This window comes from Aquimarina sp. MMG016 (assembly GCF_018100805.1).
In the GTDB taxonomy this organism is placed as follows: domain Bacteria; phylum Bacteroidota; class Bacteroidia; order Flavobacteriales; family Flavobacteriaceae; genus Aquimarina.
Map to the genome: position 1 here is coordinate 126,034 of NZ_JAGJEA010000008.1, position 22,751 is coordinate 148,784.

Consider the following 22,751-nt stretch of genomic DNA (forward strand, 5'->3'; position numbering starts at 1 on the left):
AATAATTGTTATCCGTATTGTTCTCCGTATGTATCTTTTACTTTTTTAAGTACCTGCTTAATATCCTGCTCTTTCTTTTTAGGATAGATCAATAGTACTTCTTCTTTATCCACAATAATATAATCTTCTAATCCGTCTACTACTACAATCTTATCTTTTGATGTTCTGATCATATTACCGGTTGCATCTTCAGATAATACTCTGGCATTAACCACAGCATTTCTAGCTTCGGTTTTATCCAGCTTATCATACAATGAACCCCAGGTTCCTAAATCATTCCAGTCAAAAGTAGCCGGCAATACATACACATTATCTGCTTTCTCTAAGATAGCATAATCTATGGATATATTCTCTGCTAAAGGATATTGAGACTGTATAAAATCTCCTTCCTGATCTGTGTTATATACAGCTACTCCTTTTTCAAACAAAGCTGTCATCTCTTCTTGAAACTTAGTAAATGCAGCTACAATACTTTTTACACTCCAGATAAAGATTCCGGCATTCCAGAGATAGTTTCCGGCATCCAGGAATTGTTTTGCAGTTTCATAATTCGGTTTTTCGGTAAATTGAGAAACCTCTTTAATATCCTCATCTACTTTTTTATATTGAATATATCCATATCCTGTATTGGCAAATGTGGGTTTGATTCCCAAGGTCATCAATATATCTTTCTCAGTACAGGCATTGAAACTTTGCTCTAGATTATTGATAAAAGCATCTTCATCTTCTATCCAATGATCACTTGGTGCTACTACCATAACCGCATCAGGATTTTCCTTTTGGATTTTCAGTGAAGCATAGAGAATACAAGGAGCAGTATTTCGCATAGCGGGTTCAGTCACCACTTGCCTCTGCTTGGCTTGTGGTAATTGTTCTAATACCAGATCGTTATATCGTTCATTAGTAAGAATAAATATATTTTCTGTTGGTATAATCTTCGATAATCTGGAAAATGTACGTTGGATCAGTGTTTCACCGGTTCCCAACATATCATGAAATTGTTTAGGGAACTCGGTTGTACTTACCGGCCAGAACCTGGATCCTACTCCTCCTGCCATTAGTATGGCGTAATAATTCTTATTGTTCATATATTATTTCCAAAAATCTTCTATATCCTGTATAGAAGTGTTTCCATCATTATTTAAAAAAAGGTTTTCCCAACTAAGTCCATTAGCCGTTTTTATAAATACCCTATAATATCCTGATGAGAAATTTTCTAAGTTAATAGTTATATCAGTACCATTAATACCTGAAATATTTTCTACTGCAACAGCTGTAAGATCAGCATCCTCATAATTAACATCGGTTAATGTGGTTAGAAAATTAACTTCTTGATATACTTTTTGAGCATTTCCCGGGATAATCCATAGATTACTTATACTTCCTCCTGTAACCGATGATACGCTAAATATTCCGTCACTACCAGTAGGGTTAGGGGCAATAAAAACTCCATTGTTCTTAATATTTGGGTTACCAAACACTAAGGGCATATCTAAAGCCGAGGCTTTAAGCGCTATTCCTGTTACCAGGGTAATACTATTTTGCCCATCAACAGCATTATCTAAAACACCCGAATCATCATCATTCTTACAACCTAACAAAACTGTTAAAGTCAGAATTAAGCTTATTTTTTTAACCATATTTTAGTTTAATAGTTCTACTTCTGCGTTAGGATTAAAAAGATAAATTCTCCCCGTACTCAATTCTACACACTCATATCTTTTCACTTTCTTATTTCCTTTTTTAAAAATCTTACCGTTGTACAATCTAAAGGTACTTCCCAAAGGCAGCTCAAAGATATAATTTTTATCACTCTCAGGGTCAAATTGTTTTAAAGCTAAGGCCAGTTTTTCATCTGTATCACTACTTGCTCTTGGGTTTTTAAAATGATTGGCAATCACCGGTAACAATTTAGAAGGAAAAACTTCGGGATTGATATACGGCAGCATCAATTGCTGAAAAGTTCGTTTCCACTCTATTCCATGGGGTTTGATAAAGCGTCCATATTTTTCAAATGCTACCAAGTGTGCAATCTCATGAATTAACGTGATCAAAAAACGATATGTATTAAGCGACGCATTTACAGTAATCTGATGTCTACCATCCGGCATTTTGCGATAATCCCCATGACGAGTTACTCGTTCATTCACAATCTTGAGATGTACATTACATTTTACGATCAGATCAAATGCCGGATCAATCGCCCTATCAGGTATATATCGCGCTAATATTTCCTTCACCTGCGCAAAATACAAAATAAGATGTGGTTCTTAAAAGATTATTTTGCTATCCTAAGCTTGTAGAATGTTTTATGTTTTTATCAAACTCAGGATAGCAGAAAGGTTATTTAGAAAGATATTTTCTAATCCATCTAAAGTACATATAGATCATAAAGCCTAATAACAGGAAAGGCCAAATATAAAACATAATCAAACTTACGCTTTCAACCAATGACCATCCAAAAGTCAAACCTTTCGTTGCTTTATCCAAATATGTTGGTTCATATATAGATGGTTCTTCTTTAGGAATCACAGATTCATACATATCCAATTGGATAGTACTATACGCAACTCTATTGCCTAAGTAGTTTAATCTCCCTTGAGCAGATTCTATTTCTTCTTGTAGTCCACTTAGTTTTTCTTCAGCTTTCAATATATCTTCAACAGTCTTTGCTCGATTTCTAAGAATAGTTTCATAGCGTTGTTTTACTTCTAACTTTGTTTTTAAACGAGCCTTAATATCCAGATATTCTTCTGTAACATCTACTGTTGTTATATTTTTATGGTCGACAAATTCTGCCAATCCACAAATACTATCTAAAACAGTATCAAACCGATTTTGAGGAATTCTGATGGTAAAACGATTTTCTTTAGTATAATTGGTATTACTAAAACGTTCGTCAGAGACATATCCATTATTTGTAGATGCTATTCGCTTAGCTAATGAGGTAGCTTTTTCTACATTCCTGACCTTAATTTTGCAGTTTGCATTTCTGATAATTTTCAGATCAACACTTTCGCCAATCTTTTTCGGTTTTGATTCGTTTATTTGAGTTTTATAACTGTTTAACGAAGGGGTTTCTCCTGTTTCCTGTAATGAAATTTGTTCTGCAGAGATATCATATTTGCTTTCTGGTCTGGAGCAAGAAAAAGTTATTAAAATAAAGAATCCTATACCTAACCCTTTAATTAATTTTAAATTATTTGTTTTCATCTTATACTTTTTTAAATTGTTAAACTGAAACAAACATAAATGCTAACCTCAACGATCTTTTGTAACTTACTTGTAAAGCTTTTGTAAATTGTTTTACAAAACATAAAAAACTCATTTTCAAAATAGTACAACCATTACTTCTGAAGACAACATATTATTCGACCTCCTTAAAAAAGCTGTAGCATTACAGTTTTTAAAGAGCAATACTGCTTCGAGTTCAGATATTTCTGAATGGAAAGGGAAGGATATAATATTGTTTCAGGAAGACTTACAGCAACAAGTCAAAGCTAGTATTAGTGAAAAGTCTTTTTATAGCTACTTTAAAAACTCTTCAGAAAAACTACCAAGGATAGATATTCTGAATCTTTTATCTCAATACTGTGAGTATGACCATTGGAATGATTTTAAAAACAGTCATTCCGCATCAGTACATCGTCAAAAAAAAGTACAAATCCCCAAATGGTTTTGGTTTTTTATTATAGGTAGTATCGTAATTACCGGGGTATATTTTATGATTCCTGCTAAAACTACATTTAGCTTTTGTTTTATAGATCAGGACCGTAATCAACCTATTACCGATATCCCAATAGATGTGATTATACTCAATAATAGTGAATCTCCTTTTTATGTAAAAAGTGATAGCTCCGGATGTTTTACTTGGAAAACAAAAGACGAATTCATTCATTTTGTAGTGCAATCACCATATCATAAATCTGACACCATTTATCGTATTGCGTCTTCTGATGCTAAGGAGGATTTACAAATTAAAACTGATGATTATGCATTGATGTTACATTATTATGCTAACGGAAAGGTAGATGACTGGAAAAATAGAAGAAAAGAACTATCACAAATGATCTCAAATGAAGCTACCATTTTTCAGGTATTACCCCACGGGTTAGGGATCGAAATATACACAAAGCATAAATTCATCAATACGCTGACTACTCCTACTCAAAGCCTTAAAAACATTGAAATTATAGAATCGAGAAGATCTAACGGACAAATTGTAAAACTTAAATTCAAAGTAAAATCATGAAACAATTTGTATCTGTCATAATACTTTGTATACTATTTGGATGCGCTAATAATGCTTCTAAAGAAATGGATACTACAAATATCCTTGAAGCCAATGGAATTAAAAAGGAGGAAGAAATTATTTCTAAAGAAGATGCTTATGCGCTTTTGATTAAAGAAAAATTACAAGAACAAATTGATAAAAAGAACCTAACCAAAAACCATCCGAACTTTGACATTGACCTCGATGATAATAAATCGTTTTTTAACAAATTAGCCTCTGGAGTAAAAAGCGTTAAGCTAATCGAACCTATAGAAACAATTTCAGATTCGGTTAAATCCATAAAAACTGAAGTAGTCTTTGGCACTGAAATCGACAGCATGATAAGCGATACCATAGTTGCACGGATCAAAACTTCTACCATAGAAATTGATGGAGAGTCCTTAAACGCGACTCAAATTAGTTTTGATAAAATTAAAGTTTCAAAAAACAAAACTATTAATCAACCTAAAGCATCAAACCCCAAAAGTGTTAACAAATTTTCTTTAAAAGACCTCAGTTTTACCTGGGAAGAAATTAATGCTTGCGATTGTTTATTTATGGTAAAAGCAACAAATACGGATTATAAAAAACTATATTTTGGGCGGTTTAAAGGTGACTCCACAGGAATCATACAGCTAGGTAAAAACACAGAGAAATTTCATATTCCGTTAATCCAATCCAGATCTAAAAACAGAAAACCAGGAACCACTTGGAAGGAAACCTATAAAAACAATCAATATAGGGTTCGGTTAAAGGCCACACCCACCATACCAAAAGTAAAAGGAAAATACACCTATTATATTGATTTTAGGTTTACTGATTTGAGCTCTAAAAAAGTGATCACAAAAAGGCTTTTGACCAATTGTAGACTTTGATTTAAAAATTCAATTCTATTTTCAGAATTGAGGATTCATGCTTTATCCACATAAAAACGCCTCTACTTTTTTTATGTTAATTTTACGGTTTTACCTTAATAATACACTTTTAAAACCATTAAAAACTGGTTTTTCAACGAAAAAATACAAGTTTTTATCGAGTATTTTAGTATTTTAACTTGTTGTTAATCAAATATTAATATTTTTGATGTCCTGATATTTTAACATTTTCTAAAGAAAAGTAAAAAAGTTTAGTCCCATGAAAATAATTACAATTTTAGTTTTTCTTTTTACATGCTTTACTGGTATTTCGCAAACGGAAAACCAAGATCAAACACAAACACAAAACCAAGATACAGTTCAAACTCAAATTGAGGATGAGAAAAAGGAAAATGCAAAATTCCGCAAATTAGCTATAAATAAAACAATCGAATTACAAGAAGAGCTAAGTCTTAATATCTATGCTGCAAGAGCGGTTGAAAAAACGATCTATAAATATTCTATTCAGGCAAATAAAGTCATTCAATCTAATTTATCAGCAAAAGAAAAGTCAAAAAGCCTAAGTAATATCATATATTTTCAGAACGAAGAATTAAAGAAAGTACTTACAGTTCCACAGTTCTATCAATATCTAAATTTAAGTACTGAATAATACTTATTGTAAACCAGATTCTCAATTCTATGTTTAAGGAGTGCTACTAGAAACCTGAAGCACCTTTCCATTGTAAAACTTATTACCCGTGAGAGAAAAATCTTTGATATAAGAAGCCATTTCTACAGCTGTTAATGGCGCCTGATATCCCGGAAAAGCTTCTTCTAACATTTCGGTTTGTACAGCACCAATTGCTAATACATTAAAAGCAATACCACTATCCTTATATTCTTCTGCCAATAACTCGCTTAATGTGATTACCGCCCCTTTACTAGAACTGTAGGCAGCCAATCCAGGGAACTTTACACTACCCTGAATACCACCCATACTACTAATAGTTACCACATGGCCTCCAGATTGCATATAAGGCAATACCAACCTGGTTAACTCCGCTACACCAAAAACATTTACTTTATACACTTCTTCAAATTCTCTGGAAGAAATTTCGGCAAAGGGTTTATTTAACAACTTTCCTGCATTATTGATCAGAACATCTACCTGTTTCCATTCTTGTTCAATATAGTTCATTGCTTGTTTTAGATCTGATGAGTTACATATATCACAAGAAAATGTGTAGATATTTTTATGATGTAAAGATGTAATGGGTTTCTCATTTCGGGATAAAGCCAAAACCTGATGCCCCTCATCTGCAAAGAGCTTAGCCATCTCAAAACCGATTCCTCTACTAGCTCCTGTGATAATGATGTTTTTCATAAAATCAAACGATATAAAAAAGTATTCTTTTTATGTCGGTCTGAGCTTGTCAAAGCCTACTCAGTTTTTAAGATTTTAAAAACTTCGAGACCTATCCCCCTTTGAAGGAAGCTCAATTTGACAACTGAATATAGTATATTTATTATTTTAATCTAATCTCTTTTGCTTCTGTATTTACCATTTTAGTAATTGCGGGAACACAATCATTAATTAGCTCCGCCATAAATTCAAAATTCATTTCTGAAACTTCATCATCCACATGATGGTAGTAATCATAATTGGTGAAATCAAAAGTTGAGATCGTTTGACAAGGGACCTTAAACTGCTCATAGAATGGATAGTTATCACTCCTACGGAACAATTGAAATTCTTTTGCTTTTGCTAGATAACCTACCAATTCAGAACCAACATATTCGTTTATTTTTTCAGCCATATTTGATATTTCGAAACCTGTAATATATGCTTTATATGACTTATCATTTAATGGTACTCCTATCATTTCGAAATTAACCATAGCATAGAGATCGAGTTTCTTTTCTTTTAACACTTTTGCCAGGTGTACTGATCCTAACAAACCTCTTTCTTCTGCTCCAAAAAGCACAAATAGTATGCTTCTCTTATTATCCTTGAGTTGCGCAAACTGCTTTGCTAACGATATTACAGCGGTACTACCGGCAGCATTATCATTAGCTCCATTGGCAATTATATCGCCATTGACTTCTTTTCCGTTGCCTATATGATCAAAATGCGCTCCTATAATTACAAATTCATTTGCCAACTTCTCATCAGTTCCCTTTAGAAACCCTACTACATTATAAGTAGCTATACCTTTAGCATCAAAAGTATCTCTATAAGTTTCAAAATAAGGCTGGATCCCACTTTCTTTAAACTCTTTTTCAATAAAAGTAGCCGCTTTATCCAATCCTTCGCTACCTGTGTCGCGACCAGCAAGATCATCACTAGCCAAAAACTTCATAATCTCTCCTACTTCTGAAGCAGTTGTAGGTGCTGTGGGCGCTTGAGCATTAGTTACTTGTTTACAATTGATAAATAATAATGAAACTACAATTAGAAGGATGTTTTTCATATTCTTTTGTTTTTTGAGATGAATCAGATTTGGGCTAAAGATAATTAAACTTAGATTATATCTTTTATTTTTAAATATTGTAATAACATAATTGTTCTGGCATCTCTGATTTCACCTGATTCTATCATATTGAATGCTTTTTCAAAATCAAGTTCCATCACATCAATATGTTCTTGTTCCTCTTCTAACCCACCTCCTTCTTCAGTCTTCATATCATCGGTATATTCTGCAATAAATAGATGTGCTATTTCCGTCATTACTGCTGGAGAGGCATAAGCATTGAACGCTTTTTCAATTTTATCAATTCGGTAACCGGTTTCTTCTAAAACCTCTCTTTTTGCACACTTCTCTGGTGTATCGTTATCTAGTGAACCTGCACAAACTTCTATAGTCATACCAGATGTGTTACCATTTAGATATGTAGGTAATCTAAATTGCCTAGTTAATACCACGGTCTTTTTAGACAGATTATACAACAAAACTGATGCTCCATCTCCGTGATCATATACTTCTCTAAGATGTTTTTCTTTATGATGATTTTCTGTATGCTTATAATCAAAGACATACTCCTTCAGCAGGAAGGTTTCATCAGAAAGGACCTTGGATCTTAAATTATTTATTCTTTTGTACATAATTATCTAAAACCAAAAAATCCCACTTGAAGAAGCGGGATTTTATTTATTATAATTCCATTATTACTATGCTAACATAGTTACAGGATTCTCTAGATATTGTTTTAAAGTCTGTAAGAATTGAGCTCCAGTGGCTCCATCAACCGTTCTATGATCACAAGCTAAAGTCACTTTCATAGTATTTCCAACTACCACTTGATCATTTTTTACCACTGGTTTTTTCACAATAGCACCTACAGATAATATTGCAGAATTAGGCTGATTGATAATAGAAGTAAACTCTTGTATACCAAACATTCCTAAATTAGATACTGTAAAAGTACTGCCACTCATTTCCTGAGGAGTTAATTTTTTATTTCTAGCTTTCACTGCTAGATCTTTGACTTTAGTCCCTATTTGTGTAAGAGACATCTGATCCGTAAATGGAAGCACAGGGACTACTAAACCATCAGGAACAGCAACTGCAACACCAATACTGATATGTTTTGCGTATTTTGTAGCATTATCCGTCCATTGAGTATTAACCTGAGGATGTTTGCGCAATGCCATTGCACAAGCTTTTACCACCATATCATTAAAAGACACCTTGGTATCTGGTAATTCATTAATATTCTTACGAGAAGCCATTGCATTATCCATGTCTACCTCAATAGTAAGATAATAATGAGGAGCATTAAACTTAGAAGCAGAAAGTCCCTTTGCAATAGCCTTACGCATTTGTGAATTCTTAACTTCTTCAAAACTTTCTTCTCCGGCAGGAGTAAATGTTTGTACTGCCGGGGTAGAAGTTGTTTCTTTTGTAGGAGCAGATGCACTAACTGTAGCAGACGGAGTAAATGATTCTACATCTTTCTTTACAATACGTCCATTTTCGCCTGTTCCTTTTACCTGAGAAAGATCAATACCTTTATCAGCTGCTATTTTCTTAGCTAATGGAGATGCAAAAATTCTCCCTCCGGTACTTGTTACAGGTGTAGCTTCTGTTTTGGTTTCTGTTTTAGTTTCAGCAACAGGTGTTTCTGTTTTTTCAGAAGTTGATACCGCCACGGCTCCATCTTTAAGCCCTGAAACATCTGTACCTGCAGGACCAATAATCGCTAATAACACATCTACGGGAGCTGTCTGACCTTCCTCGATACCAATATGCAAAAGTGTACCATTATAGAATGACTCAAATTCCATTGTAGCTTTATCGGTCTCTATCTCCGCCAGAATATCTCCTTCTTCAACGGTATCTCCTACTTTCTTCAACCATGTAGCCACTGTACCTTCTTCCATAGTATCACTAAGACGAGGCATAGTGATAATCTCTACTCCTTCAGGAATTGCAGCTGTCTCAGAAGCACTAGAAGCAGACACCTCAGTTTTTTCTTCTTTAACAGCCTCAGCTTTCTGAGGAGTGGTATTTCCATTTAAAAGACCTGATATATCTTCACCTTCATCACCAATAATAGCTAATAACTGATCTACAGGAGCAGTTTCTCCTTCTTCAATACCTATATGAAGTAAAGTCCCTTCATAAAAAGACTCAAACTCCATGGTAGCCTTATCGGTTTCTATCTCTGCAAGGATATCTCCTTCGCTAATCTTATCTCCTTTTTTAACAAGCCACTTCGCAACAACTCCTTCTTCCATGGTGTCGCTCAATCGCGGCATATTAATTACTGTAGCCATAATCTATTGTGGTTTGTGTGATAAAAATGGGTAATCATCCTGGTCGTATACAACATCATACATCACATTCTTCTCTGGGAATGGTGATTCTTCTGCAAATTTCTGACATTCTGCTACTCTAGATTTTACTCTCTTATCGATATCAGCAATTTCTTCATCTGTAGCATATTTCTTTTCCTTTATTACATCCAACACCTGAGTAATAGGGTCTATTTTTTGATATTCTGCTACTTCCTCTTTAGTACGATACTTTTGCGCATCACTCATAGAGTGACCTCTATATCGATATGTTTTCAACTCTAAGAAAGTTGGGCCTCCTCCTGTTCTAGCTCTGGTAATAGCTTCATCCATAGCTTCAGCAACTTTTATTGGATTCATAGCATCCACTGGACCACAAGGCATTTCATACCCTAATCCTAGTTTCCAGATATCAGGATGGTTTGCAGTTCTTTCTACAGAAGTACCCATCGCATATCCATTATTTTCAACACAAAATACCACAGGAAGATTCCAAAGCATAGCTAAGTTGAATGTTTCGTGCAATGACCCTTGACGAGTTGCACCATCTCCCATAAAAGTAAGAGTAACAGCATCTCTTTTATGATATTTATCTGCAAATGCTAATCCAGCACCAAGAGGAATCTGACCTCCTACGATACCATGTCCTCCATAAAAACGATGTTCTTTAGAAAATATGTGCATTGATCCTCCTAAACCTTGAGAGGTTCCTGTACCCTTACCAAAAAGTTCTGCCATTACTCTTTTGGGATCGACACCCATACCGATTGGCTGAACATGATTACGATAAGCAGTGATCATTCTATCTTTAGTAAGATCCATAGCATGTAATGCTCCGGCTAAAATTGCTTCCTGACCATTATACAAGTGTAAAAATCCTCTAACTTTCTGCTGGATATAGACCTGTGCGAGTTTATCTTCAAACTTTCTCCAGAAAAGCATCTCTTCGTACCAATTCAGGTAAACCTCTTTAGTTACTTTTTTCATTTACGATTGATTGTGCTGATATATCAAAAATAATTCAGCTATAATACTGACTATTATCTGTTTTTACTCTTAATTTATTTAAAGAGCGAAAAACAAAAATAGCATATTCGGAATTAAGGGAAAAGTAGTTTTAGAATAAAATCAACGAAAACGTTATAAATACGAATTATCAAAAATAAGAGGTAATAAATTAGCTAATGAATAAGATTTAACCACTTTCCCTGTTTCTCCTGTAAAAAAAATCTCTATCGGAGAATTCTGTTTTATTTCATATTCTGCGATTGCTTGTCTACAAGCTCCGCAAGGTGGTGTAGGAGTAATTAATTGATGTTTTAATGATTTAGCAGAAAGCGCCATTTTTTTAATTGCTACCCCTGGAAAATTTGCTCCTGCATAATAAATTGCAGTACGTTCTGCACATAAACCTGAAGGGTAACAAGCATTCTCCTGATTATTACCAAGAACTATCTCACCATTCTCTAACAATAAAGCTGCTCCGACCAAAAATTCTGAATATGGAGCATATCCTTTATCCCTGATATCAAAAGATTGCTGCATTAATTGCTGAATATCCTCTGGTAATTCTTCGAATGAATCATATATCTCCAAAACAGATTTTATTTCAATTTCCTTCATATTACAACCTTGTTTAAGAAAAGGCTTCACAATGTACAATAAACAAAAAAAGTATCAAACCTTTAGCTTGATACTTCTTTTTAAAATGTATAACAATTGTTATCTATCTTTCATCATAGTCATCCCCGAAATTGAAGGAAAGACCAAAACGTAGTGTTCCTTCTAATGGACTTCTTACTGCTGATGTAGAAAACAAATATGATATATCAATATTAACGATAGTATATCTAAACCCTGCTCCTAAGGAAACAAACTTACGAGCACCTTTTTCTTCTGCTTCATTAAAATACCCTCCTCTAAATGCAAATACATCACGATACTTATATTCTGCTCCAAGAGACCAGGTAAATTCTTTTAGTTCTTCACTAAATCCATCCTCTGCATCTCCCCAAGAAGAAAATATAGCCCCAACAGAACTAATATCTTGATACTCCTGGATGTCTCTTTGACTATTTCCTACAATTCCATCTCCATCAAAATCTTGTGGACTTGGTACCAATAATTTATTAAGTTCTAATGAAGGAGTAATAGTATTATACTCATCTAATATAAAATCAAAACCTGCTCCTATTCTAAAGTTGGTTGGAATAAAGTTTTCTTGTCCTGCATCATCATATTTAAGCTTAGGACCAATATTTGATATATTTAATCCTGCTCTCCATCTACCATTAAAAGAGCCATACGCTTTTTCCTCACTCTGATAGAACGCAGCAACATCCACACCAAAACTACTTGCCGCTTCAGCCTCTGAAACCTGATCTAATTTAAGATCTGATCTTAAATAACGTCCTGCAACTGCCATAGAAAAATTCTGACTTAGACGTAGCGCATAAGAAACATCTATAGTTAATTCGTTTGGTTTCTGAATTAATCCCAAATCATTAGCATTTTCTCTAAATTCAATTTCACCTAAACTAAAATATTTAAAACTAGCACCAATTGCACTTCTTCCCTCTACACCAAATCGATTATAGTACGTTAAATTACCTAATCCAATATCATTAACTAAATTACTTAAATAGGGTGTATAATTAACTCCTACACCTTGTTGCTTTTCTGCAAAAACATATTTTGCCGGATTCCATTGTTGTGAAAAAGCATCTGCAGATGTCACAACACCTTGATCTCCTAATCCAGCCGCTCTTGCATCTGCTGCTATAAGTAAAAAAGGAACCGCCGTAGTAATGGCCCTTGGGTCTCTATTATCTTGAGCTTGCATTTTAAAATTACATAATGATAAAAAAGCAAGGACAAGTACTAATGATTTTTTCATACCGTGTAAATTGATTTTGACAAATATATAGTTATTTAGTTATTAAAGGATAACGAGCTTCTCAAATTTTTCGACTCGCTGATTTGTTAACGTAGATTTTACTGATATCTTATATACATAGACACCTTTTCCTAATTTATCCCCAAAGTCATCTCGCCCATTCCATTGTATATCTTCTCTATATCCAGTCTTTCCTGAGAGTGTTTTATTCTGTGTCCAAATCACTTTTCCTGAAACCGTAAATACCTGAACCTGAACTTCTAGAATATCACTTGCGGTACTACTATGTTCAAACCAAAATTCTGTATGACTAACAAACGGATTAGGATAGTTCAATACATTATTAAGCGCAAAACCTGATGCGTCTGCCACAATAAATTGTATTTCTTGAGTTGCAGAATTATTATATACATCCCAACCTTTAAAAGTAAGTGTATGTAGACCTGGCTCTAAGTCTTTAAACTTAAAATTCACTATTCCTCTAGTAAAATCATCTAATTCAGTCTCATAAAAATCATTTAAGATAAATGGATTTGCTTCATCTCCATCTAAAATTGCTGAGATATCATGACCAATTCCACTAGCGGTATTAATACCATTATCATCCTGAAGCTTAGCAATAAGAACGGGAGAATTATCAGTAGTTCCACCAGAAACAAAACTTTCATCATTCATGAAGAGTTGTATCTGAGGACCAATATTATCTTCAGGAGCATTCTCATTTAATCCTCCTATTAAAATAGTTTCATCAGCTCCTGTTTGATCTTCCAACACCCCGTTTCGTGAGGCATAAAAACTAACTCTACCAGTATCTACAGGTATAGCGATATCCCTTGGGACTATAAATTCAAAATCAAACACCCCATTGGTAACAGAGGCTTTACCTCTAAAAATAATTTCCCCAAGAGTTTTATAATTTAATTTTATAATCTCACCAGCATTATTGCTCACTCCATCATTCGCCAAAGTTTCTCTATCAATATTCTTATCATAGATAGTAGTACTTAAAGTTCCATTATAATCGCTAATCAAATTCCCGGCTTCGTCTACTACTTCTCCGGCAATTTTAACTCTACTTAATGCTTCAATCGGATCTATTACTTCAGAAATAGATACATCATTAATACTGGTAAGTCGCACATTAGGCTTAGGAATTGCCATCTTCATTGCGGGGTCACCAAAAAAGAATATTACACGTTTACTATTAGAAGTATATGAATTCTTCAGCTGTCTTACAGCTTCTGCAACTGTAGGATAACTTGAACCATCCGGAAATAAAAAACCTGAAAGTCTTTCATTTACCGAAATCCCAAAAGTTACTACAACATCTCTAGTGGTACTAACTAATCCTATCGCTCCACCATTATTATTCCAATACAACAATTCTCCTGCCGTAGGTCTCAACGGGTTATCAAACTTTGTTAACTCACAAGTAACTGTAATAACAAATGGATATTTATTAGTATTGCTTAAACCTACAATATCAGATTTATTATAAATAAATTCTTTAGCCATCCCGTCTTCTCCCCCATGACCAAAATAATCTACCGCTATAGCACCAGATTCAATTGCACTAGAAATAGCTTTATTAACCCTTGGATATCTACTTCCTGAAGAAGAAGATTCTTGCTGAAAAGCATCCGCATATATTTTCACAAAATTCAAAAAAGGTTTTCTTGCACCAACCTCATCTCCCAATTCATCTAAACTTCCTTGTATTGTTGCTTCCCAGTCGGCATCTACATCATCCGCCACAAGCAAGATTGAATTTCTCCATCTTCCATAAGATTCCTGACTACTATAATTTATAATTTTATTAACCAGAGCATCTGCCAATTGACGAGTGTCCGCAAGGATTCTACCTACAGCAATATCTAAGAGATCTCCTCCTACCATTCTACCTTCTTCAGGATCCATCGCTCCAAAAAAGTCATCTGTTGCAAAGGAACTTACTAATGAAAAACTAGAAACACTTTCGAACGTGGGGACGATATTGTTATTTCCTTGTAATCTATTCTTGTAATCAACTGATCCATCACCAAAAAGACATAAATATTTTAATCGATTTGCAGGATCTGAAGCGTTATCATACACATATCGCACCAAGTTTCGGATTGCTGAAATATCTTGTTTACCACTACCAAACTCATTATAGATTTTCTCAAGAGTTAATACTTTTACATTATAATTATTGATATTTCTATGATGCTCTGCTAATCTATTTGCTGAAGACAATAAATTATCATTGGTAATTATCAAATAATCAATATCCTGAAACTGACCTTGGTCATTTTGAAAAATAGTACCTTTTATATCTTGATTGACAACTCTAAAATTTTGATCTATTATAGGCTGGTAAAAATTACTTGGCACAACGGTTACATATAGTCTTATTTCGCCTAAATTAGCTTTGAATCTTAAATTTGATTGCAATCCATTATTAGTAACTGTAGTAATCGAGTTTGGATTTGTAACATCCCATACTTGTGCAATATTTGATGCGTTTGCAATAGTATACTCACCTATTCCCGTCATCGTAGCCGCTTCCTCGTAAGCAAATGACATCTGATTACCTGTACTTATTAAAGACCTTTTGGCTTTTAGACTAATAAAATCCAAATACCCAACTGCTGTTGGATTACCATTGTTATTAAATGTAAGCCCAACTGTCATCTGATCCGCTGAAGAAGTTACTGACTGAGTAGTTTCTCTGCCAGAAGCAAATGTAGTTCCTGTAATTGAAGAAAAGTTAAGCGTTGCAACATTCTGATTGTTAAAATTAACCGTCATACTTGAAGTTGACTCTGACACAGCAGCAGCTAAAACTCTTAACTCAATAGGCTCTGTAGTAATCAGATTAGGAAAATTAAACCCAAAACTTTTATTTCTTTCTATATCAAAACGATCTCCAAACCAACGTCTACCAATTTTCACTAAATTCTCCGTATCTACTTCATAAAATTGATAATCGGTAAATGAATTTATTTGTGTTGTTGCAACTCCAGAGGGTTCTACATAATTGGATATTCTTTTACCATTTGCTCCTCCCGCAGTAATGAAATAATAAGACCTATCTGCATACAGATTAAGATTTGTACCATTTTCTTCACTATAACCAGTCGTTCCTTCGCCATAAAACAAGATATAGTCGCTACCAGAAAATACCCCATCTTCTTCTCCAACAACCTGAATAGCATTTTCTCTTAAATCAAATTCTGTATTTTCCTGATTAAGCAAAGGAAGCATTCGCCCTCCGTTACCATAGATTTTTATTGTTCTAGGATCAATTGAAGCTATATTCATACCTAAACTACTCAAAAACTCTGGAGTAATTCTAAAAACACCTGTTTTATCCACATAAATCCTATACCAATCTCCGGTGGCCAAAACAGAATTACTTATAGGAAACTTCTTAGCAAAAGATTTACTTCTACCGGTTTGATATTCTATATCAAAAGAAGTAATTCTTTTATAACCATTCCCATCTTTTATTATCGGAGTTAATTGAATAAAACCAGATTTTTTATTTCTAGCTCTAACAGTTTTAATAGTATACCGAAGTTTGTTCGGAATTAAGTTAATATCTAAATCCTTAAGAGCAGATCTGGATATATTTTGATACTTAATATTGGTCACTTTAGCGGTATTGGTATTAATCTCGCCAGACTCCTCCCAAACAGAAGAATAAAAAATCCCAATATCATCTTGGTAATCAAAATATGATTCATCAAAACCCGGAACCGTTATTGAAGTACTTGATGTACTAATTTCGACATCTTTCCAATCTATAGTAACTTGCCTTGTATTCTGAGCCAAAACTGGTATTGAAATCAGAAATATTAGCAAAAAAATAATTTTCTTCATCATAGCATTCAAAACGAGCATAACATAAATTTAGTGTTGCTCTAAATCAGAGTTTTTCTTCAAAAATAATAATAAACGTAAAAATATTACGTTAAACCAAACATCATTGCAAAAACATAAAAGTTTTGCTATTTGATATTATTTTAAAAATATTAGGGTAAATTTAACGTTAATTATTATATTGCAAGCCCTAATTTCTACTTTAACGAACTTAAGATTATGAAAAACGCGTTTGTTTTTAAGTCACTAATGGCACTTACCATTAGTGTTTTGTTTCTCAGTTGTAATACAAAAAACAACTACGGAAGCAGTTCTAGAGCCACTGGTTGGAAATATAATTCCAAAGAAGGCGGATTTCAAGTTAACACAAATTACAAAGAACAGGAAACTGGACCTGGTTTAGTATTCATCGAAGGTGGTACTTTTACGATGGGACGTGTCCAAGATGATGTAATGCATGATTGGAACAACACTCCTACTCAACAACATGTTCAGTCTTTTTATATGGATGAGACCGAAGTAACCAATGTAATGTATCTAGAATACTTGGATTGGATTAAAGGTGTATATCCTCCTACTGAACCTAAATACCGAAATATATATTTAGGAGCGCTTCCAGACACATTGGTTTGGAGAAATCGTCTTGGATTTAATGAGATGATGACTAATAACTACCTTCGTCACCCAGCTTATGCACAATACCCGGTTGTAGGTGTAAATTGGATTCAAGCAGTTGAATTTAGTAACTGGAGAACAAACCGAGTTAATGAAGGTATTTTAGAAAAAGAAGGGTTTATTAAAGAAAATGCTCCTTTCGAAGATGTTTCTGCAGAAAGTACATTTGATACAGAAACGTATCTAAATGCTCCTTCTCAGACTTACGGTGGTAATGATGAAGCTATTAGAGGAGGGAGACTTTCTGAAAGATATGCAAAAGATAATGATTCTACAGGTTTATATGTACAGCGTAAAGACGGACTTCTTTTACCTAAGTATAGACTTCCTACAGAAGCAGAATGGGAATATGCTGCTTTAGGTTTAGTAGAGATCAGAAGTTATAATATTTATAGAGGTAGAAAAAAATATCCTTGGAGTGGTAAATATACACGCTCTGGAAAAAGAAGAACTCGTGGTGACCAATTAGCTAACTTTAAGCAAGGTGATGGTGACTATGGTGGTATCGCAGGATGGAGTGACGATGGTGCTGACATTACTGCACCGGTAGCATCTTATGATCCTAATGACTATGGTCTTTATGATATGGCAGGAAATGTTGCAGAGTGGGTTGCGGATGTATACAGACCAATAGTTGATGATGAGTATAATGACTTTAATTACTATAGAGGTAATGTATATACTAAAAATGCGATTAACCCTGACGGTACTGTAAAAATAGCTACAACAGATTCTATTATTTATGACACATTAAGTAATGGTAAAATTGTTGCCAGAGTATTACCTGGAGGTATTTTACAAACTCCTATCACTGAAGATGACACATATCTAAGAACTAATTTTACCGAAAGTGATAATAGGAACTATAGAGATGGTGACAAAAGCTCTTCTAGATATTTTGAAGGATTCCAAGATCAGGATTCTCCAAGTAGAAGAATGTATAATGCACCGATTCATAGTGTAACTGTGAGTGATGAGGATAGTACAAAACTAGATAGAAGATATGATGAAACAAGTACAAGAACTACAATCGTAGATGATAATGTACGTGTTTATAAAGGTGGTTCTTGGAAAGACAGAGCATATTGGTTAGATCCTGCACAGAGAAGATTCTTCCCTCAGGACATGTCTACTGATTATATTGGATTTAGAAATGCAATGTCTCGTGTTGGAGAAAAAGCAAAAGACAAGAAAACACCAAGACATAAAAAACCTAGATAGTTAAAAAATAAAAGTTCGTTATAGAAAAGCCCTGATTAATAAGTCAGGGCTTTTTAATATCTTTATATTACATGAATATTGATCGAATACACAAATTATTTTTAAAGTCAGATGGTGTTTCTACAGATACCAGAAACATTCAGAAAAACACCATTTTCTTTGCTCTAAAAGGAGAGAACTTTAATGGTAATGCTTTTGCTTCACAAGCTATTCAATCAGGAGCTTCTTATGCTATTATTGATGAAGAAGAATTTAATACTTCCGACAAACATATACTGGTTGACAACGTTTTAAAAACATTACAAGAACTTGCGACGTATCACCGCTTATATTTAAAAACACCAATTATTGCTCTTACTGGAAGTAATGGAAAGACTACAACAAAAGAATTAATTAATTGCGTTCTTTCTACTTCTTATAAGACTAAAGCTACTGCCGGAAACTTAAATAATCATATTGGCGTTCCCTTGACATTACTTTCTATGACCAAGGAAACGGAAATTGGTATTGTAGAAATGGGAGCTAATCATCTAGAAGAAATTAATTTTTTATGTTCAATTGCCCAACCGGATTATGGATATATTACTAATATAGGTAAAGCCCATCTAGAAGGTTTTGGAGGCATCGAAGGTGTTCTGCAAGGAAAAACAGAAATGTATAGACACTTAAAAAAACATCAGAAGATAGTTTTTCTTAATACTGAAGATGACAAACTCTCTAAAGCCGCTTCAGGTATTAAAACTTTTACTTTTTCTAAGGGTTCAGAAAGTGATATTACGGTAAAATTACTAGAAGCTAACCCAATGGTTTCTGTTAGTTTAGACTCCATTAATATCCATAGCAATTTAATAGGAACTTACAATTTCACCAATATAGCTGCTGCTATTGCCATAGGTAAATATTTTAAGATAGACTCTTTACAGATAAAAAAGGCTATTGAATCTTATACACCATCCAACAATCGTTCTCAAATCATTGAAAAAGGCAACCAAACAATTATTCTAGATGCTTATAATGCTAATCCATCTAGTATGAGAGCTGCTATCGAAAACTTCAAACAGTTGAATTATAAAGCTAAAACTGTCTTTCTTGGAGACATGTTTGAATTAGGAGAAGAAGCTGAAGCCGAACATCAAAAAATAGCTGATTTGATTTGTAATACCAGAGTAGATAATATTTATCTCTTAGGTAATAACTTTTTTAGAACCACTTCTGATGATACCCGTGTAAAAAAATATAAATCTTTTGAAGAGCTTAAAAACGAATGGAACACTAACAAAACCAACAAGGCAATTTTAATTAAAGGATCCCGTGGAATGAAATTAGAACGAATCCTTGATTTAATCTAGTATTAATTTTTTTCAGCAAATGACTTAAGCGTATTTAATGAAGTATTTGTAGATTTTTTAATCGCTCGTTTTATAAATAAAGTAAGTATAAGCTTCTTTAGTAAAGATTTTGCTATAGGGTACATCTCTACAAGAATCCTACACGATTGATCAGAAACTGGGATAAAGGTAAAAAACTGATATAACGAATCGATTGGTAAATCTTTTGTAAGCTCTCCATAAATAAGATGACCAGGCTCCACTTTTTTGGTAATTGTAGTGAAATTTAACCGTTTTCCGTCTATAACACATACATGTTCAGTACCTAATCTGGTAACCTCATCGGGATTGTATTCGAACTTATCAACCCCTTTTGCCCAATGATGACGGTAACTATAATTCGTAACAAGTTCCATTAATTGAGAAGCAGAAACATCGAACTCTTTTTCAATTACTACACTTGGCGGGCATTGAAACTCTACCATTTCAGGAGTAGCAAACGATGTAAGTTTCAACTTATTCTTATCAATTTCTGAGTACACATATCCAATCTCTTTGCCATCATAGGCATCTGTACCTCCTTTAAAATCATAAAGCTTACTTTTATAATCATCCGGCAAACCTATAATTTCTGAGAGGTTCTTACTTATAAGTGTATACTGATCACTAGCTATAGAGTTTTTAAGTAATCTATGCGCTTCTATTACACATTCTCCAAAAGGCTTTTGTTTTTGCTGTACGGTAATAAATTGCAAATCTCCACAATGCGCAATAATTTTTAACTGAAGATCAGGAGCAGCTGCACAAGCATTGCATGGACAGATTCTATTCTTTTCCAAAAGCTTAAGATGACTATAAAAAGCTGTAAACATGGTTTCAATCTGAGCTAATAATTTCTCCTGAGAAGGAATTTCATTTTCCTTAAAGAAAAATAAAGCATCTCCTTCTACCTCTGCCAATCTTAAATCTTGGGTATTAGCCTTTATCAAAACTTCTAATAATTCTGAAATCACATGCTGGCTATGTTCTATTTCAGTGTTTTGAACAAACTTGGTGAAACCGGAAATATCTGGAATAAAAAGTAATGAATCAGTCATAAAACAAAAGTAGTTGTACTACCAAATCTAAGAATTTATAGTTTCACCCTGTACAACCAATACAATATTTAGCAAATCATTTTGATAATGCCTGGGTATAAAATATAACACTAATCATCTTCTAAAAACAAAAGGTGGAAAGAACATGCTCTTCCCACCTTGATGTAAAAATCTGTATATGTAGAATTCTTTTGTCCCCTAAACTCTACGTAATTATTAATATACAGACTTTATAATTTGTTATTTTTCCAGACAAAACATCTGGTTCTTTATTATATAACGCATCACTTCTTATATACCCTACCCCTTAAAACAAAAAAAATAAATATTTTTACCCCTGGTGAAGCTTCAAAAACAATTCCTTGATTATTAGATACATAAACAATTACAAACGAATACAAATAATTACAAACGAAAATAAATACTTCCTAACCGAATCTTTTTTATTGGTCACACTATGTTTGCCCTGTCGAAACATAAGAACTCGATAGTATCAATTGTTTAACGAAAAACTATAATTATGAACACGCTAAAAAACAAAGTACAGTTGATTGGAAACTTAGGACAAGAACCAGAAATCATCAATTTAGATTCAGGAAAAAAACTGGCAAAATTTTCTATTGCTACCAATGATTATTATTATAATAAAGCAGGTGATAAAATTACAGATACACAATGGCATAACATTGTAGCCTGGGGAAAGACTGCAGACATTATTGAAAAATATGTAAACAAGGGTCAGGAAGTAGCGATAGAAGGTAAGCTTACTTCTAGAAGTTATGATGATAACGAAGGTGTTAAAAGATATATTACCGAGGTGGTATGCAGTGAGTTATTGATGTTAGGTAATAAGTAAATACAATTTTTATCATAAATCATTATACAAAAGCTCTCAGATGAGGGCTTTTGTATTTCACATACTTAACAAACTGAAAAATAAAATCTTAGCAATTGTCGCCAAAAGTAAGTTTATAAAACTAATTCATAAATAGTAATATCAAAATTCACTATTTTTAACATAATAACTTGTAAACCAACCCTTTTTGAACACATATACTAAATATTGGTTTTTAGAAGATTTCAATCTTTTTAATAAACTAGGAAGAATCACAATGATGCGTATGTGTGAGATACTCGAAATGGAGAATATCGACAAGGGAACCACCATTCAATTAGTTAATAAAGACGAAAAAAGTATCTTTTTCCTCAAAAAAGGAACTATTAAAATCACTGACTCATCCAATAACACGGTAAAATATGTTGTAAAAAGGGGAAACATCTTTGGAGAACTATCTTTATATAATGAACAAGCTGCTGCTGAAGAACAGGCAATTGCTTTAGAGGATTGTATTATCTGTTATATAGAAGCTGATCGCATGGAAAGCATAATGGAGAAACATAAATCCTTAAAAAATGGGGTGCTTAAAGTCTATGGGCTTCGTATTAAAAAGTTAGAACGCAGATTACAAGACTTACTTTATAAAGATAGTACTACCCGGATTAAAGAATTTGTGATGGACTATATCTCTGAATTTGGGAAATTCGAAAACGACAAAGTCATAGCTAAAAACTTATTATCTCATAAAGACATTTCAAATCTCACAAATACATCCAGACAAACTGTTAGTAATGTGATGAGTAGTTTACGAAAAGAAGACATTATAGATTACAACTCCCAATTTATCTCTATGACCAACGATATGAAAACACGGTAAATATGGTATAAGAAAAATAAACTTATTCAA

The 22,751-nt window shown here is 33.5% G+C and carries 20 protein-coding genes; 7 read left to right on the plus strand and 13 right to left on the minus strand.

Annotated elements, in window-relative coordinates:
* Positions 1-8 precede the first annotated feature (8 nt).
* From J8M14_RS15795 to J8M14_RS15810, 4 genes are all read right to left on the minus strand, one after another.
* The gene (locus J8M14_RS15795) at positions 9-1,088 is read right to left on the minus strand and encodes a mannose-1-phosphate guanylyltransferase (RefSeq protein WP_247672668.1); all 1,080 of its coding nucleotides are present in this window, start codon (positions 1,086-1,088) and stop codon (positions 9-11) included.
* Positions 1,089-1,091: 3 nt separating this feature from the next.
* A complete protein-coding gene (locus J8M14_RS15800; protein ID WP_211075773.1) occupies positions 1,092-1,640 on the minus strand; it encodes a hypothetical protein in 549 nt (182 codons plus the stop codon).
* 3 nt (positions 1,641-1,643) lie between these two features.
* Positions 1,644-2,240, minus strand: coding sequence for a SprT-like domain-containing protein (locus J8M14_RS15805; RefSeq protein WP_211075774.1), 597 nt, complete (start codon positions 2,238-2,240; stop codon positions 1,644-1,646).
* Between the two features lie 103 nt (positions 2,241-2,343).
* Positions 2,344-3,213 carry a DUF4349 domain-containing protein gene (locus J8M14_RS15810; RefSeq protein WP_211075775.1) on the minus strand — a complete coding sequence of 290 codons (870 nt, stop codon included), beginning with the start codon at positions 3,211-3,213 and terminating at the stop codon, positions 2,344-2,346.
* A 253-nt stretch (positions 3,214-3,466) separates the two neighbouring features.
* On the opposite strand from J8M14_RS15810, the gene J8M14_RS15815 reads away from it, so the two are divergent.
* The 3 genes from J8M14_RS15815 to J8M14_RS15825 all read left to right on the plus strand — a co-directional run bounded on the left by J8M14_RS15815 (position 3,467) and on the right by J8M14_RS15825 (position 5,800).
* Positions 3,467-4,252: a hypothetical protein gene (locus J8M14_RS15815; RefSeq protein WP_211075776.1), complete on the plus strand. Its 786-nt coding sequence runs from the start codon at positions 3,467-3,469 to the stop codon at positions 4,250-4,252.
* Positions 4,249-5,148: a hypothetical protein gene (locus tag J8M14_RS15820; protein ID WP_211075777.1), complete on the plus strand. Its 900-nt coding sequence runs from the start codon at positions 4,249-4,251 to the stop codon at positions 5,146-5,148. Before J8M14_RS15815 ends, J8M14_RS15820 begins: the two co-directional genes overlap by 4 nt.
* 259 nt (positions 5,149-5,407) lie before the next feature.
* Entirely contained in the window at positions 5,408-5,800 is a 393-nt protein-coding gene (locus J8M14_RS15825; RefSeq protein WP_211075778.1) for a hypothetical protein, read from the plus strand.
* A gap of 33 nt (positions 5,801-5,833) precedes the next feature.
* Here J8M14_RS15825 and J8M14_RS15830 read toward each other — a convergent pair whose 3' ends face one another.
* The 8 genes from J8M14_RS15830 to porU all read right to left on the minus strand — a co-directional run bounded on the left by J8M14_RS15830 (position 5,834) and on the right by porU (position 16,706).
* Positions 5,834-6,514: an SDR family oxidoreductase gene (locus tag J8M14_RS15830; protein ID WP_211075779.1), complete on the minus strand. Its 681-nt coding sequence runs from the start codon at positions 6,512-6,514 to the stop codon at positions 5,834-5,836.
* A gap of 142 nt (positions 6,515-6,656) precedes the next feature.
* Positions 6,657-7,601 (minus strand): M20/M25/M40 family metallo-hydrolase, encoded by a 945-nt coding sequence (locus J8M14_RS15835; RefSeq protein WP_211075780.1) that lies wholly within the window; start codon positions 7,599-7,601, stop codon positions 6,657-6,659.
* A gap of 50 nt (positions 7,602-7,651) precedes the next feature.
* A complete protein-coding gene (locus J8M14_RS15840) occupies positions 7,652-8,233 on the minus strand; it encodes an NUDIX domain-containing protein (protein ID WP_211075781.1) in 582 nt (193 codons plus the stop codon).
* A 66-nt stretch (positions 8,234-8,299) separates the two neighbouring features.
* Entirely contained in the window at positions 8,300-9,907 is a 1,608-nt protein-coding gene (locus tag J8M14_RS15845) for a pyruvate dehydrogenase complex dihydrolipoamide acetyltransferase (protein WP_211075782.1), read from the minus strand.
* A 3-nt stretch (positions 9,908-9,910) separates the two neighbouring features.
* Positions 9,911-10,912 (minus strand): pyruvate dehydrogenase (acetyl-transferring) E1 component subunit alpha, encoded by a 1,002-nt coding sequence (pdhA, locus tag J8M14_RS15850; protein WP_211075783.1) that lies wholly within the window; start codon positions 10,910-10,912, stop codon positions 9,911-9,913.
* Between the two features lie 153 nt (positions 10,913-11,065).
* Complete coding sequence (locus tag J8M14_RS15855; protein WP_211075784.1) at positions 11,066-11,548, minus strand: cytidine deaminase; 483 nt, start codon at positions 11,546-11,548, stop codon at positions 11,066-11,068.
* 103 nt (positions 11,549-11,651) lie between these two features.
* Entirely contained in the window at positions 11,652-12,821 is a 1,170-nt protein-coding gene (gene porV, locus J8M14_RS15860) for a type IX secretion system outer membrane channel protein PorV (protein WP_211075785.1), read from the minus strand.
* Between the two features lie 42 nt (positions 12,822-12,863).
* Entirely contained in the window at positions 12,864-16,706 is a 3,843-nt protein-coding gene (gene porU / locus J8M14_RS15865) for a type IX secretion system sortase PorU (protein ID WP_247672670.1), read from the minus strand.
* A 198-nt stretch (positions 16,707-16,904) separates the two neighbouring features.
* Here porU and gldJ point away from each other — a divergent pair, with 198 nt between their 5' ends.
* Positions 16,905-18,581 (plus strand): gliding motility lipoprotein GldJ, encoded by a 1,677-nt coding sequence (gene gldJ / locus J8M14_RS15870; RefSeq protein WP_211075786.1) that lies wholly within the window; start codon positions 16,905-16,907, stop codon positions 18,579-18,581.
* Positions 18,582-18,652: 71 nt separating this feature from the next.
* Positions 18,653-19,930 carry a UDP-N-acetylmuramoyl-tripeptide--D-alanyl-D-alanine ligase gene (gene murF, locus J8M14_RS15875; RefSeq protein ID WP_211075787.1) on the plus strand — a complete coding sequence of 426 codons (1,278 nt, stop codon included), beginning with the start codon at positions 18,653-18,655 and terminating at the stop codon, positions 19,928-19,930.
* Between the two features lie 2 nt (positions 19,931-19,932).
* On the opposite strand, the gene J8M14_RS15880 is transcribed toward murF, so the two are convergent.
* Entirely contained in the window at positions 19,933-21,006 is a 1,074-nt protein-coding gene (locus J8M14_RS15880) for a DUF2652 domain-containing protein (protein ID WP_211075788.1), read from the minus strand.
* Between the two features lie 520 nt (positions 21,007-21,526).
* On the opposite strand from J8M14_RS15880, the gene ssb reads away from it, so the two are divergent.
* A complete protein-coding gene (ssb, locus tag J8M14_RS15885; RefSeq protein ID WP_211075789.1) occupies positions 21,527-21,862 on the plus strand; it encodes a single-stranded DNA-binding protein in 336 nt (111 codons plus the stop codon).
* A gap of 187 nt (positions 21,863-22,049) precedes the next feature.
* Complete coding sequence (locus J8M14_RS15890) at positions 22,050-22,721, plus strand: Crp/Fnr family transcriptional regulator (protein WP_211075790.1); 672 nt, start codon at positions 22,050-22,052, stop codon at positions 22,719-22,721.
* Positions 22,722-22,751: the final 30 nt, after the last annotated feature.

Bases quoted from the DNA above. Each gene is read 5' to 3' on its own strand.
- murF (WP_211075787.1), top strand. From the start codon at position 18,653: ATGAATATTGATCGAATACACAAATTATTTTTAAAGTCAGATGGTGTT.
- porV (WP_211075785.1), bottom strand. From the start codon at position 12,821: ATGAAAAAATCATTAGTACTTGTCCTTGCTTTTTTATCATTATGTAAT.
- J8M14_RS15845 (WP_211075782.1), bottom strand. From the start codon at position 9,907: ATGGCTACAGTAATTAATATGCCGCGATTGAGCGACACCATGGAAGAA.
- J8M14_RS15820 (WP_211075777.1), top strand. From the start codon at position 4,249: ATGAAACAATTTGTATCTGTCATAATACTTTGTATACTATTTGGATGC.
- J8M14_RS15840 (WP_211075781.1), bottom strand. From the start codon at position 8,233: ATGTACAAAAGAATAAATAATTTAAGATCCAAGGTCCTTTCTGATGAA.
- porU (WP_247672670.1), bottom strand. From the start codon at position 16,706: ATGCTCGTTTTGAATGCTATGATGAAGAAAATTATTTTTTTGCTAATA.
- J8M14_RS15810 (WP_211075775.1), bottom strand. From the start codon at position 3,213: ATGAAAACAAATAATTTAAAATTAATTAAAGGGTTAGGTATAGGATTC.
- J8M14_RS15830 (WP_211075779.1), bottom strand. From the start codon at position 6,514: ATGAAAAACATCATTATCACAGGAGCTAGTAGAGGAATCGGTTTTGAG.
- J8M14_RS15835 (WP_211075780.1), bottom strand. From the start codon at position 7,601: ATGAAAAACATCCTTCTAATTGTAGTTTCATTATTATTTATCAATTGT.
- ssb (WP_211075789.1), top strand. From the start codon at position 21,527: ATGAACACGCTAAAAAACAAAGTACAGTTGATTGGAAACTTAGGACAA.
- pdhA (WP_211075783.1), bottom strand. From the start codon at position 10,912: ATGAAAAAAGTAACTAAAGAGGTTTACCTGAATTGGTACGAAGAGATG.
- J8M14_RS15880 (WP_211075788.1), bottom strand. From the start codon at position 21,006: ATGACTGATTCATTACTTTTTATTCCAGATATTTCCGGTTTCACCAAG.
- J8M14_RS15825 (WP_211075778.1), top strand. From the start codon at position 5,408: ATGAAAATAATTACAATTTTAGTTTTTCTTTTTACATGCTTTACTGGT.
- J8M14_RS15855 (WP_211075784.1), bottom strand. From the start codon at position 11,548: ATGAAGGAAATTGAAATAAAATCTGTTTTGGAGATATATGATTCATTC.
- J8M14_RS15795 (WP_247672668.1), bottom strand. From the start codon at position 1,088: ATGAACAATAAGAATTATTACGCCATACTAATGGCAGGAGGAGTAGGA.
- gldJ (WP_211075786.1), top strand. From the start codon at position 16,905: ATGAAAAACGCGTTTGTTTTTAAGTCACTAATGGCACTTACCATTAGT.
- J8M14_RS15800 (WP_211075773.1), bottom strand. From the start codon at position 1,640: ATGGTTAAAAAAATAAGCTTAATTCTGACTTTAACAGTTTTGTTAGGT.